Annotated in this window: 17 protein-coding genes and 1 pseudogene; 16 read left to right on the plus strand and 2 right to left on the minus strand. The window is 45.4% G+C overall.

Going from position 1 to position 13,070, the window contains the following annotated elements; translation table 11 throughout:
- Positions 1 to 1,236 (minus strand): phage portal protein family protein (locus ACYPWY_RS14620; RefSeq protein WP_459686287.1); only part of this gene is annotated, 1,236 nt, incomplete at its 3' end.
- A gap of 291 nt (positions 1,237 to 1,527) precedes the next feature.
- On the opposite strand from ACYPWY_RS14620, the gene ACYPWY_RS14625 reads away from it, so the two are divergent.
- The 5 genes from ACYPWY_RS14625 to ACYPWY_RS14645 all read left to right on the plus strand — a co-directional run bounded on the left by ACYPWY_RS14625 (position 1,528) and on the right by ACYPWY_RS14645 (position 4,078).
- Positions 1,528 to 1,944 carry a hypothetical protein gene (locus tag ACYPWY_RS14625; RefSeq protein WP_459686288.1) on the plus strand — a complete coding sequence of 139 codons (417 nt, stop codon included), beginning with the start codon at positions 1,528 to 1,530 and terminating at the stop codon, positions 1,942 to 1,944.
- Between the two features lie 23 nt (positions 1,945 to 1,967).
- Complete coding sequence (locus tag ACYPWY_RS14630) at positions 1,968 to 2,330, plus strand: hypothetical protein (protein ID WP_459686289.1); 363 nt, start codon at positions 1,968 to 1,970, stop codon at positions 2,328 to 2,330.
- Complete coding sequence (locus ACYPWY_RS14635; protein ID WP_459686290.1) at positions 2,311 to 3,354, plus strand: phage antirepressor KilAC domain-containing protein; 1,044 nt, start codon at positions 2,311 to 2,313, stop codon at positions 3,352 to 3,354. Before ACYPWY_RS14630 ends, ACYPWY_RS14635 begins: the two co-directional genes overlap by 20 nt.
- 72 nt (positions 3,355 to 3,426) lie before the next feature.
- Entirely contained in the window at positions 3,427 to 3,618 is a 192-nt protein-coding gene (locus tag ACYPWY_RS14640; RefSeq protein WP_459686291.1) for a hypothetical protein, read from the plus strand.
- 40 nt (positions 3,619 to 3,658) lie between these two features.
- On the plus strand, positions 3,659 to 4,078 hold the full coding sequence (locus tag ACYPWY_RS14645) for a hypothetical protein (RefSeq protein WP_459686292.1): 420 nt from the start codon (positions 3,659 to 3,661) through the stop codon (positions 4,076 to 4,078).
- A gap of 301 nt (positions 4,079 to 4,379) precedes the next feature.
- On the opposite strand, the gene ACYPWY_RS14650 is transcribed toward ACYPWY_RS14645, so the two are convergent.
- Positions 4,380 to 5,357 carry a hypothetical protein gene (locus ACYPWY_RS14650; RefSeq protein WP_459686293.1) on the minus strand — a complete coding sequence of 326 codons (978 nt, stop codon included), beginning with the start codon at positions 5,355 to 5,357 and terminating at the stop codon, positions 4,380 to 4,382.
- 1,833 nt (positions 5,358 to 7,190) lie between these two features.
- Between ACYPWY_RS14650 and ACYPWY_RS14655 the strand changes: the two genes are divergently transcribed.
- The 11 genes and pseudogenes from ACYPWY_RS14655 to ACYPWY_RS14705 all read left to right on the plus strand — a co-directional run.
- Positions 7,191 to 7,790, plus strand: coding sequence for a hypothetical protein (locus ACYPWY_RS14655; protein WP_459686294.1), 600 nt, complete (start codon positions 7,191 to 7,193; stop codon positions 7,788 to 7,790).
- Between the two features lie 271 nt (positions 7,791 to 8,061).
- On the plus strand, positions 8,062 to 8,208 hold the full coding sequence (locus ACYPWY_RS14660; protein ID WP_459686295.1) for a hypothetical protein: 147 nt from the start codon (positions 8,062 to 8,064) through the stop codon (positions 8,206 to 8,208).
- An 83-nt stretch (positions 8,209 to 8,291) separates the two neighbouring features.
- On the plus strand, positions 8,292 to 9,788 hold the full coding sequence (locus tag ACYPWY_RS14665; protein ID WP_459686296.1) for an LPD5 domain-containing protein: 1,497 nt from the start codon (positions 8,292 to 8,294) through the stop codon (positions 9,786 to 9,788).
- 16 nt (positions 9,789 to 9,804) lie between these two features.
- The gene (locus ACYPWY_RS14670; protein ID WP_459686297.1) at positions 9,805 to 10,017 is read left to right on the plus strand and encodes a hypothetical protein; all 213 of its coding nucleotides are present in this window, start codon (positions 9,805 to 9,807) and stop codon (positions 10,015 to 10,017) included.
- A 77-nt stretch (positions 10,018 to 10,094) separates the two neighbouring features.
- Entirely contained in the window at positions 10,095 to 10,667 is a 573-nt protein-coding gene (locus ACYPWY_RS14675; RefSeq protein WP_459686298.1) for a hypothetical protein, read from the plus strand.
- A 9-nt stretch (positions 10,668 to 10,676) separates the two neighbouring features.
- Entirely contained in the window at positions 10,677 to 11,093 is a 417-nt protein-coding gene (locus tag ACYPWY_RS14680; RefSeq protein ID WP_459686299.1) for a hypothetical protein, read from the plus strand.
- A complete protein-coding gene (locus ACYPWY_RS14685) occupies positions 11,086 to 11,817 on the plus strand; it encodes a hypothetical protein (protein WP_459686300.1) in 732 nt (243 codons plus the stop codon). The genes ACYPWY_RS14680 and ACYPWY_RS14685 overlap by 8 nt, the downstream gene beginning before the upstream one ends.
- A gap of 32 nt (positions 11,818 to 11,849) precedes the next feature.
- Positions 11,850 to 12,140: a hypothetical protein gene (locus ACYPWY_RS14690; RefSeq protein WP_459686301.1), complete on the plus strand. Its 291-nt coding sequence runs from the start codon at positions 11,850 to 11,852 to the stop codon at positions 12,138 to 12,140.
- Positions 12,106 to 12,567, plus strand: a complete 462-nt coding sequence (locus ACYPWY_RS14695; protein ID WP_459686302.1) for a hypothetical protein — start codon at positions 12,106 to 12,108, stop codon at positions 12,565 to 12,567. The genes ACYPWY_RS14690 and ACYPWY_RS14695 overlap by 35 nt, the downstream gene beginning before the upstream one ends.
- A gap of 1 nt (position 12,568) precedes the next feature.
- Positions 12,569 to 12,814: a hypothetical protein gene (locus ACYPWY_RS14700; protein ID WP_459686303.1), complete on the plus strand. Its 246-nt coding sequence runs from the start codon at positions 12,569 to 12,571 to the stop codon at positions 12,812 to 12,814.
- A pseudogene (locus ACYPWY_RS14705) lies at positions 12,804 to 13,070 on the plus strand (hypothetical protein); the annotation flags it as partial. The gene ACYPWY_RS14700 and the pseudogene ACYPWY_RS14705, both read left to right, overlap by 11 nt.

The following is a 13,070-nucleotide window of genomic DNA, read 5'->3' on the forward strand; positions in this document are numbered from 1 at the left end:
TGTCATAATATGCCGGTCGCCGGATGTTGAAGCATTGCCGCCAGCCCTATCCATTAAATTCAACTGTCGTCCCACGTGGATCCCAAACTCCTTTTCTATTTCATCGGCGGTTACCTCGTATTTGTCGGTAATCAGCCCGTATAGCCGGATGCGGTCCTCGTTGTTCATCTCTATCCGGTTGGAATACTTGAAATCCAGTCCCGCCGGAATATAATTCATTGCCACCAGACGGGGAATGATTTCCTCATTCATGATATTCTCGATATACCTCCGGTAAACTTCAATCCGTTCCCTGAAAATATCCTGATGCGCCTTGGTAGAGCCGACGTAGGACTGCATACCTCCCGCCATGGATTCCGATCCCAGTATCATGTTCGATACCTCGCTGTTGACAAACTCAATCAGGGAGGTATAAATCTTTTCCGAGTTCGACATGGTGAATGTCTTGATGTCGATTTCGTCTTCCAATCCGGTAACAATCACCTTGTTCTGCGCGGCGTTGGCAATATCGTTTGCCAGGCGTTTGCGGTCAGAATTACTTTCCGACACGCTTTTACCGTGGATAACGGGCTGCCCGTAGGTATGTGAAAAGTTCACATAGTTGGCGACCGTAAACTTCTTGGCGAGTATCAAGGGAGCAGTAGCGGAAAACAGGCCGATGTCCCCGGTATTGATTAAAACATAGTTCCGGCTGTAAGCATCCGAAGCCAGGTTCCAGTGGGGCATCCACATCCCCTGACGCTTGACGACTACCCTCTGGTCGGGAAGCACGTTGCGCCTTTCGATGATATTGACTTCCGCCAGCTTGCCCGTCCGCGGATGGATGTGCGGCATGATTTCCAGAAGCGTATAGCCGTAGAGTTTGGATTCCACAATGCCGCGTATGATTTTGTCGAACTGCGTCCCCTGAATCTTCTGGGTTTCCCTGACGTCCTTGATGTATTTGCCCTTGCCGTTCATTTTTGCCAGCATGTAGCGGTCGCCCAGGATTTGGCTTTCGAGGGTTTCGATAACGGCGCGGATGTGTGCGTCCTGCTGGAGGCAGGCTTCGTACAGGTCTATCAGCCGGGAGCGGTCGTCCAGAATGCACCCCAGCGTTACATCCCCGCGCACGGACTTGTAACGGTTGTTCCGCTCGATTTCCCGCACGTATTCCTGTATGGTCTTCTTGCTCGTGCGGAAAATACTCTCCAATAATTCATGTCCGAAGCTTCCTTCCCTGTTTGCTGACTGCATTTTTTTCTCTTTTGAAAGAATAGGGAAAACAGGTAAAAAACAGGTTGTTTTCTGAATATTATATATACTGTATTTTATGGTTGCAAATGGAATAAATTATATTTTCAATAATCCGATAAAATATACAATATTTAATTAAAAATGAATATGCGAAATATAATGTAATATGCTATTTATCAATATTAAATAATGAAATATGATGTTAATTTATCTCTATGTTTTGATTAATATTACAAGTAAAAATACTAATTTTACAGCCACATTTTAAACGAAAAAAAACAGTCAAAAGAAATGGAAAAAGGAATATTGTCCTGCCGGGAAATCCGGTACCGGGAATTTCCCGGAATGCTGTTCGGTTTGTCAGGAAAAGGGATGCTGTATTTCGATGCGGGGAGGTATCTCCGGGAAAAGGGAAATACACAAATCCACAGTATTGAAAACTTCAGGTCGCAGTTCGGCTTCTGGATAAGGGCGGTGCAGGAAGCGTTCGACCTGAGGGAAGAAGATTTGCTTGTAAGGGATGAGGCGGCGGATAACTGGTACATGGAGGAATCCCTGTCGCTGCTTTTTGCCGCCTATTTGGACCCCGGATTTGCCGTTCACCTGCTGGAGCGGATGTCGGAAATGCTCCTGACCGGCATGGCGCTGTCGGATACGGCGCTGCTGAGGATAGCCGGGGAACGGATTACAAAGGAAGACTTAACATAAAATACATTTAATACATTTGAATCATGAGAAGAAGTAATTTTAAGGAACCCAAGCACGTCCTGGTATTCAATGGGGCGCGGGTATTGATTGCGATTGTGCGCTCCCTGCACAGCGCCGCTGAGTTTTCAAGGGGGAATTTGCAGGCTATTTCATTCTGCTGCACCGGCAGGTATGTCACTTCGGGAGGTTATTATTTCCGGCATGTACATCCTGAGATTGAAGTCGAGACCGGCGATCTGGACAACCTGAAGCTGGAAGAGTATGACGCCATGTGCGGGGAAGACCGGAAGTATCACTCCGTGCGCGAAATGGCGAAGAAGCGGAATTTGGCGGAAAAGAAACGTAAAACGGAAAACGGCTTGAAAGATGAAACGAAAATGCAGTAAAATTCCCTTCAACAGGGGAGCCCATGTTTATGTCGTCGGGGACATGGACGGGAATGTGGAATGGGTCAGCCTGTATGACCTGTGCAGGATACTTGAACGCGGGGATATGTACGAAAACGGGCAGGCAGCCGGATTATGTCCCGCTTACGGAAATTTCCCGGTTTACGGTAACGGCAAGCTCTACCGGTTTGTCCGTCTGTACGATGCAACGGTTCTGATCCGGGCGGTACGGAAAGAGGATGAGCAGGTAGCCATTCTTTGTGATGAACTGGAACAGTGGATAGTTTCCCTGTCAACCGGTCACCGGTTGCCTTCCATCGGACAGGCGGCTGCGAAACCGCTTGCCGAGCCGGTTACTTTTACCTTCAGAGGGCATCCGGTTTCGTTTATGAAGGAAAGCGGCAGGATTTTCCTTAACGCTACGCAAATGGCGAAAGCCGTTGGCAGAAACCATAAAAAATGGCTTCTTATGGCGGAAACCGCCCGCTTCAGGCAGTCGCTTGTCGAACAGGGAAAATCAAAAGGTACGGAAGAGCAAATACTTACTGTCAGGGGCAGCCATGGCGCTACGTGGATGGAAGCGGTATTGGGACTGGAATTTGCCCGGTGGCTGTCGCCGGAGCTTCACGCATGGTGCCGCGAGAAGCTGGCGGCGCTCTCCCGACAGAACCGTGTTGCCATTGAAAAAAACGACGACTACAAGATAGCGTTCTACAACGACTTCATTGAAAACCGCGAATGCTTCAAGACCTCGCTGATTGCCGAGGAATTGCGGATTACGGCCTCCGGGTTGCACCGCTTCCTGATGGAACATAAAATATGCCGTTTCGAAAACAGGCAGTACGTTGTTTATCCCGCTTATGCACCCCTGCAATGCGACCACCCCTACCTGTGGACCAACAAATACGGGAAAACATACGCCTGCTCGCACGGGAAGCGGTGGACGAAAGCGGGAAGGGAATACATACTGGAGTTGTACCGGGCGAAAAATCCATATACGGGGACTGCGGTTCTTCCGGCTTAAAACCGTTTCCGGGGGAAAGTCCTATTATTGAATGATACCCGATTCATATCAATAACATTAAAAACGAACAAAATGGAATTAAAGCAAAAGATGACATTTGAAGAAATGGCGCAGCACCTGAGGGAGCATTCCTTCAGGCTGCCCAACCGCGTATCGGTCGGCAGACATGCCCGGCAACTGGGCTTTTCGGTATATAAGCCCATGGTCAACAGGAAAACGCAGTTTTTTTATGTGAACGAAAGCATACCTGCCGGAAAGCCGTAGTCTTATTTTCTTATTTTTTTATTCTTAAAAATTTACATTCATGGAACAGAGAGAAAAAATATCTTTCGTCAAGTATTATCCGGGCTTGTCTGTTATGTTTAAGCCTGTGGAGACCCTGTTTATCCTGCACATGGTACGGTTTGAGTTCCTCAAGACCGCCGGCTTCCGGATCCGCTGGTCAAAGGCGGAATACGCCCGGCGGATGGGACTGAAGGAATGCGCCTTTATCCGCTGTGTCAAGCGTTTGTCAGCGATGAAGCTGCTGGAGGTAAGCCATAATCCGGAGGGAAACAGGGTGTTCTATTCCTTCAACATGTCCTTGTACTATCGTCTGGTTGAAATCCTGTCTGCCACCTCCGACCATGACAGGCTGACGGCATTTTGCAACCGGCAGTTCAAAAAGGCAGGGCGCCCGATTGAAAGCATTACCGATGATGAAATCCGCGAACTGAGGGATTGAAGAATCGTGACCTGATTTGAAAAAGTCGTTTCCAAAAATGGGGACGGCTTTTTTTGGGTCTTGTTTTCCGGGGTACAAAAAATTACAGGGAGGGGTATGAATTTTTTACAGGGCAACCCCTTAAAAAATTCAGGGGAGGGGGTATAAAAAATTACCTTCTATAATAGATATATAGTATATAGAATTAATAAATAGATATATCTTAATAAGAAATTCTTTTTTTAAAAAAGAAAAAAATGATTAAAGTAAACGCTCAATCGCAGTTGCGGAATTTTGTATGAAACATTTATCCCAAAGAGGTTTACCCTGCCGTTTTTGATCGTTTTTTCATAAACTGCCCTTTCCGGTCTTTTCCGTCGACAAAATCAACCAGTTGCTTCTTCCGCCGCTTGTCGATAAAGGCAAGCATTTCCTCCGCATCGCAGCGGTTGCGGTAGTAATTTCCACTTCTCAGCCGTTTTAAGTCCTTGGGCATATTCTTCTCAGCCGTAGCCGTTATGGTCAGAAAATCGTCAATGTAGAAATAGATTTCTCCCTTTTCCACCCTGAAATGCAGGGGCTCAATCCGCTTAGCAAAGCCGTTCCATACCTTGCCCGCCTTTTCCAGTTCCCTGGCCAGCATTTCCCGCTCCTGGGCGCTGACAGGCTCCAACTGGCAAGCACAACGGTCGGCGACAGGCTCGTAAAGAGAATAACGCACTGACCTGTCGTTTTCCTTGACACAGTACATCACAACCTGTCCCTTTGCGTTGATTTCACGGAATACGCCGACGGCTATTCTTTCCCCCAGCAGCGATACCCGCAGGAACAGGCCGTCTGCCGGTTCCTCCACCGGCAACAGATGGCTGCGGGCATTGTTCCATAAAAGACCGTTTTCATTAAGCGCCCTCTGCAGGCGGACTTTCTCTTCGTATGAGGCTTCCCTGTAAGCTGTTCCGGGCGAAGGATTTATTTTGACTTCCGAAGTATCCAATACGCCTTCGGGCGTAAGGGACACGCCAAGAATTATTTCATTGACGCACAGGCAAGGAGTAATACCGGTTAGCCCGCTACTGTCCATGACAATAACCTCGTTTTTCACGGGCAGCGAGGTCTCAAACCATTCCGTGAATTGCTCGAACGTGATTCCCTGCAGCTTCCCGCCGCCTGACTTCAGTATCCGGCTCACGTCAACGGACACATTCCTGCGCAACAGGAAGGATTCGATGGCCAGTTCGTCCTTTTCGGTGGACGCCCCAAATGATTCCAGATAGGAAATAACCTGCTTGCTGTTTTTCATTACTGCTGTCTATATATAATTTCCCTGTTTTTATATACAGGAAATAAAACCGGAACAAATATACCGCTTTTAAAATAAAACGCAAAAATTATTGTTTTTATTTCATCATTCCGTCAGGGGATAAAAAAACAAGCAAAAAAGTAGTCAAAAATATGAATGACAGTATCATGGAGAAATGCTGTATATGGCGTTTTCAATCCGAAAATCACCGCCATATATACATCCCATTCGCTTATTTTTATTCATGTTATCAAATTGTCAGCCAATCATATATTGTAAGGAACATATACAGACCCATATATACTGTCAATCAGGTTCATGGAAAACGGGGAATTTTTATATACAGATACGCCATTTATTTTTTGTTTCACTAACCGAATACTAATCAGATAAATAACATGAAAAGCATATACAAACAGGCGTATATTGTTCTATCCGAATCGGAAAAATAAGATAAAACCTGTCTATTGCCGGTTTACTTATTTGTTTGTTTTAACAGAAAGCCATTTCCGGGAAGATTTTCCCCTGCCGAACGCTAAAATAACGCTTTCAAAAAAACGGGACTTGGGAATTTGCCCCGAGCACAGATATGGAATCCGCACCCGCAGGCGTACCCACCCTTTTCTTTTTAAAAATGTCAATTAACTTGTTTTCAGATATTTACATGGTTTACTTTTGTACAAAGTAAACCTGAAACGGCAAAAAAATAAAAACAGCTATCATTTTGAAAGTATATTTTTATTTTTTATCTGTTATTACTGTTTTTATCCAATCCGTATAAATTGTAATCGGTTTATAATAAATAAATTATGATTTTCAAATGCAAACTATCATTGTGATATATATGTTTAATCCGTTCTTTTTCCGTTTTTGTGAAAATGAAATTTTTTTCAGGAAATAATTGTTTATTATAACAGTTTGATTATAAACATAATAGCCTCGCACATACGCGCTGTTTACCTTTTCATTTTTTTGCTTTTCAAAAAAAATATTTTTCAAAAAGTTTTTGTACTTGAAATTTTTTTCCGTATCATAGTGTTGTTCTGATACGGCAAGCGAGCCGCAAATATACAGAACAAAAAAGTAACAAAATATATAAACAAACAAATAAGAATAAAAGACAAAAGAACAAAGACCGCAAAAAGCGAGAAACAAAAGAGTTTTTTTATTGGAAACATTTTTTTGAACTCTGGAAAATCAAAAAATGCCTGTACGTTTTGGAACGTTCAAAGAGGGTGTTAAATAACCACACCGCGCAGGACTGCAAACCAATGCAGCAAGTCGGAACGGAAAAGTATGTATTACTTATATCCGAGTGCCAAAAGTACGTTAAATTTTGGGAGTACGGTCGCACTGAATAAGGAAGCGTAATGAATAATGCCGTAAATGCGCCCCTGTGCGCTGGGAGCTAAAATACGCTATGCAGGAAAAACACCCTGCACGGGACTTGAGAAAAGAGCATTGCCAATGTCATGCCCATAATCACCAGCCGCCACCCGCCTGAATGTTAGCTGCCCGCTTGGAAAAGAGCGGGGACGTGCCGGAGAAATGCCTGCGTGAAATCGGAGTATCGTATGGGTCTGCCACGACATGGAAAGAATATTTTTGTAATTGAATACTGCAAATATAATCGTTTTTTCTAAATAGCGGACTATCCGGCACGTTTTTGTGAAAGTTGAGGAGCAAATTGATTTAAGAAACTGCCCGCATAAGGTGAAATTGTGCGGGCGGTTTTTTCAGGGCATTACCGGTAAGGACGGTCAAGGCAGGGTTCGATTCCCTGATGCCCGCAATATGCGCTTTTGCATAGAATACAAATAAATATTTAAAATTATGTCAATCAGTAAATTAAACGCAGAACAATTTTCTGCAAATCAAACAGGTTTGAAAGGTATTATTTTCGTGTACAACGGTAAGGAAGACGCGCAAACTGCATTGCAGTTTTTCGGCGAAGATTACGAGCCTGCCGATAAATCGCAAAATTCGGTGTTCAAGGCAATCAAAGCGGTTGTCGCTACATTTTGGAGCGTGAAAGAAGCCGAAACAAAATTGCGTGCCGACGCCGATGGCATCCGTTCCAAACTCCGCGCCTCTACTCCGTCTGCCATTATTATCCGCACGTCAAAAGGCGAGCTTGTCAAAACCTACCATTTGGAAGATTCCGTTTGGGCGCGTCTGGGCTTTGTCCCGACCAAAAAAGACTTGGATTTTACCAACCGCGAAAAAAGCAAGGCAATCCACAATGCCACCAAAGCGATTTTCGACGCCATGAATTTCCGCGTCCTGTTAGCCAAAGAAGAAGAAACGCCTGCCGTAAATGCGGATGAAAGCAAGCAACCGGCTGCCGAAAATGCGGATAAAACAAACAAAGGCAAAGCGGATAAAAACGCTGCAAAAACCGAAACGCCTTCCGAACTCAAAAATGCGGCGTAAATGCAGGCAAGCGTTTTTAATGTTATCAAAGGCATGGGCTTAAAAGTCTGTGCCTTTGATAGCTTTTAAGGGTATTGATATACACTTTGTCGGGATTGCACCCCGAAATACCCACACTGCATAAAATTTTCTCAACTTACTGCAATATTGCCGTGAGGCAATGACTTCCTCCCTTGTATGACACAGGAACATAGTGCAGGTAATCTGCTTAAATCGCCCCTGAACGGGCGGGCTATGTTCGCGTGTTCACTTCTTTTTTTCTAAAAAGGGCGTGGAAGGCGTCAGGCAGGAAAATATCTGCGGGGCTTGTCCTGTCATGGATAGCGGACTACTGCACGAGCTACCGCATGGACGACAGGAACAAAAGCAGCATGGAGGAGTGCCGGAAGCTGATGGAATCATTCCGGGCGGTCAATGATAACCAAAATGTCAGAACCGCTTTTCCGCTGGTTTGACAGGATTTTATAAAGTAACCCCATAAACATATTAATATATAGGAATATGCAAACAGCAAATCTAAAAATTACCGATTTCGGACAGAAAATCGGTGGCGCCAAAAAAGACTTGGCATGGCAGCATTTGGAGCGCCTCAAATTGGTAAGCGCCGATGCGCTGCTTACACAGCCCCTTTCAAAGACATTCCCCAAGCCCGATTTCCTGCGGATGTTCCGCGAAAGAGCTATTACGGCGGAACAGACTATCCGCCTCTGCTTCCTGTACGAGAGCATCGAGGCAAAGCCCCGCAGAAGCTATACGCTGAACCGCTGGGCGGAGAATACCATGAGTAAAATCCGCCTTACCGGCAGCCTTATTGACGGCACATACGTTGAAGACCCCGGCGACCTGCTGCACGGCAAAGGCTTTCACAGCTACCATGAAATCATGCAGGCGGCAGGCTTTCCCGAAGAAGACTTCAATCCCTATCCCTTTCAGGTAAAGAAATTATACGGCGAGAACTATGGCGCCTGCAAAGGGAATTTTATCCGCAAAAGCGGGAGCCTCAAAGAAGTAATTGCGTGGGTAAGGGAAAACTCCGGCGCAAAATCAAAAAGCGCACAGCAATTCTCCATCTATCGGCACACCGCCACCAAAACTTACTTTATCACTCCCAAAGGCAAAGCAGGCATCGTCCTCATTAAAGGTTTGACAAGGGAAGAAGCGGAAGACTGCTACCGCAACAAAAAGGAGAAATTGACCGAAATGTACCGCCTCATCCGCATGGTACCGGAAGAACGGCGGGACTGGAACCGTCCCCGTGTCGGCAAAGATTACCGGCTGGGATTGGATGTAAGTCCCGTAAAATTCTCTGCCGCAATACCTTTTCGCGGGGTGGAGTTCGGCAACTGGGTAAACCAGACCGAAAGAGCTTCCAACCTCAACGAGGCTTACGATGCCTTGCTCGATTTGGCAAATGCGACAGGTTTCCCGCCCGAAGCCCTGTCGCTGGATGGAACGCTTGCCCTTGCCTTCGGTGCGCGTGGAAGCGGGAAAGCCAAAGCGCATTACGAGCCTCTCAAAAGGGTTATCAACCTGACCAAAAAGAAAGGGGCGGGTTCGCTTGCCCACGAATGGTTCCACGCCCTCGACAATTACCTGTCCATTATAGAGGGAAGTCCCCTCTGCTATGCTTCCGATACGGCAGGGAACATGCAGAACGGAGAAATAGCGGAAGTATTCAGGGTATTGAACAACGCCATCGGAAAGAGTGATTACAAAATACGCAGCAGAAAAATCGACGAATTAAAGTCAAAGCCTTACTGGGCGATGAAAATTGAAATGAACGCCCGCGCTTTTGAAATGTATGTTATCCGCAAACTCTCTTTATCGGGATACGAAAACGATTACCTTGCCAATACGGTCGGTTACGCCGATTATTCCCGTCCCGAACTCTATCCTTACCCGACAACGGAAGAAATTGAAGTTTTCGCGCCGCTTTTCGACAAGCTGTTGTCAGCGGCGTCAGCAATAATCCAAATACCGCAACGAAAAACAGCATAAATTAATGAAATACACAATGAATACACAAAGACAACTGAACGCACAGGGCGGAACATTTACCCGCCCTGCCACAAGGGAAGAAAAAGCGTTTGCCCGCTTTGCTCGCGAACTGAAAAAAGAAAATGGCTTCGCAAGGGAAGAAATACAGGAAATTATCGGCTATCATAAAACGGAAAGCCGGGCGTTGAATTTCTACCTCAACGGTTTCTATCCCTTTAACAGGGCATAAAGGAGACAGACACATAAATAATTATCATACAATCCTATTAAACGTGAGCGCAACCACGAAAAATTTGCAGAAAAATTATGCCGAACTGGTGTTTTACAAACTATGTCGTTGAAGGCGATAAAGAAGAAATTGCCGACCTGATGCAAAAATTGGAATCATTGGAAAAGCAGGATGTTCCGTTGGTAGAGAATGGCTTTGGGAAAAACTTTCTGGGAAATGTTGTTGCTCTTTTTGGGGGCGACCGGAAGAAAATTAATTGCCGCGGGGAGTTTATGAACTTGGAGCGTACCAGCGAGGCGACCTTGCAGTTTAACACGGAAACAGCTTGGGGCGATATGCCGGAAGTCTGGGATTCTGTCTGCGGTAAGTATAAAAGCCTGAAATACTACTTTCTGGCGGAAGAAACCGGTAACGGCTATTATGCGACCAACGATGCCGAAGGAAAATATTTTCCCGATAGGTTCATTATCGACCAGTGGGAAACAGGCTCGGAATACTGTGAAACCGAGCAAAGCCTGTTTGCAGGCGTTGGCAAACGCACAGGGACGGCTGTTACAGGCAGGGAAGAAATGCAGAGCGCTATCGACAGCTACAATGCCCAAAATGAAGAAAACGAAATATATGTGCATGAAATAGAAATCATTGAATAAAAAAAGGATATGAAATTAGAATTATTGGAACATGCCGGAAAAATAGCAGGCTACAATTTTATACCGGAAAATCCGGCGGAAGAAAACGCCCTGAAAGCTGTTTTTGATAACGAGAAATTTCCGGTAAGGGAATACAGCAAAGAATCCATGCAATTTATCAGTGCGGGTTATGCCTTGCATGACATCAAAACGCTCACAAAGCTCGGCGAAATCAATATCAGCGAAGTCAGGGAAGAACCGAAAGAATACTTGGTCTGCGCCGAGTGCGGTTCAAAAGACGTGCAGGTTAAGGCATGGGTGTACCCCAATGACAACAACAGCTATGCGGGGGATATTGACGATGACGCATGGTGCGAAGACTGTGAAGACCATGTATCTCTGGATTTGGTAAAAAGAAAAAAGAAAAAAAGCAAGAAAAATGGATGAATTTAAGAAAGGTCAAAAAGTTTACCGGCGCGACCCCGAAAACGAAACTTCCGGCGTATATGAAGTGCAGGAAAAAACAGGCTGGAACACTTACCTTATCGGCAGCGGCGCAAGCGAAGCCGAAGTGTATGAGTGTGAACTTTACCCATTGAGCCAAAAGGCGGTCTTCCGCAAGCATGTTCGAAGCGGCTCAATCAGCGTCCTGTTCCCCGGACAGATGCTGGATGAATGTCCCGAAATTGTCGCCTCATACGATTTTGAAGACAAGCGTTTCGATGAAGCCGATTACGATTTTGTGATGAACGCCTCGCATCCGGTCTATGAAGGCGAATATGCCCATTTATTGCCTGCGCTGGAAGAAGAAGGCTACGACAATTTGGAAATAGAGCCTTCGCGCATGTCTCGATGGGAAATTTTGCAGGCAATGGACATTATCGCCCGTAGCTTGATGGTTTCATACCTGACGGATTTCACCGAACACGATATTGCCTTCCTTGACAACACGAACGCGGAAATACCTTTTGTCTGGCTTGTCCGCCAATCGGGGACACGGATTTTCAGGGATGACGACGGTAAAGAAATTCGGAATTTATTGGAAACAATGGATTATTACGAAAGCGCAAAAACGGATTTTTGCCTCTACCGCTACGACGGCGTATTGTTGAAACCGGTGTTTCCATCAACAGTCAGGGAATGGGCAAAGAAAGAATATGACTTGCAATAGCCTGAAAAATCATTAAAAAAAATACAAATAGCATGAAACAGGTAATTCAACTGTATCGCTTTGAATATTTCGGTCCGCCTATGAGTGAAGAGTTGATAGGCATTTTTACTTCCGGCAGGACATTGAAACGATACCTTGCCGGCATGAAAGCGGCAGGCTTGTTATCCGACGAAGATATAACCCGCCTGACAAAACAGGGTGAAACTCTTAAATGCGAGCCGAACTATAAAACAGTCCGGTTTGGAGCATCGCTGTTAGACCCCGAATATGGGGAAAACAGCGAAGAATATGAAACTGAATTATATAAGGCAAATCATGGGTAATACGTTAAAATTCATTCTCGACCCCGCCAATTTTGACGGGGCAGCGCTTGCCTCCATGAGCGACGGCATTCATAGCGATTACGGCGGGGAAACGCCGGAAGAACTGCGCATACGGGAAAATAATCCCGCTTTGCAGGCATTGAGCCTCGAAGAACAGATTCCCGTTATTGAACGCTACGAACAGTCCCTCTGCAAACCTTTTGAGGAAATCACGGAAGAACGGTATTGGGACTTGCTGGAATGTGTGCCACCCAAACGCTTTGACGGCAACCGCTTTTTCGTTGGCGAGTGTTATTACGGCAACCTGTACCGGTTTTGCTTTCGTCTGAACGGAAAATATTATTCCGCCCTGCGGAGCATAATCCTGACCGATAAGGAAATTGAAGAACAAATCAGGGAATTTGAAAAATCAGTAAAAACAGCATGATATGGAAAAAGTACATTTATTATACAGCTGCAACGCATGGCACAGCTGGGACAGCTTCCGCTTGCAGGGCGTATTTACCGGCAAAGAGCCGCTTGATGCCTACCTGTCCGACATGAAGAAAGAAGAACTCCTGACGGATGAAAATATGGAACAACTGCGCCTGTACAGGCAAACGCAAGACAGAGAGCGGAATTATGTGATTGAAGAACAGGAAACAAACCCCAACTATCCCGGAGATGAAGAATAAGGAAATAATACTGGAACAAATACTGGAATTGCTGCCGACTTATGTCAGCTTATGCTATGTGGATTATAATGATAATCTTGATAATTCGATTGACCTGCTTCAATCATGCGTGGCAAGCAATTCTATGGATAAACTCCATGAAGAAATGTGTAATGCTTGGTTGGATTGTGAAGCGGAATCGTTGAATGATTACAAAGAAAGACTTCAAAGCGATATGGAATCCAAATATAACATAGACGAAGATACGGCAGAGCAA

This window comes from Viscerimonas tarda, assembly GCF_054601255.1.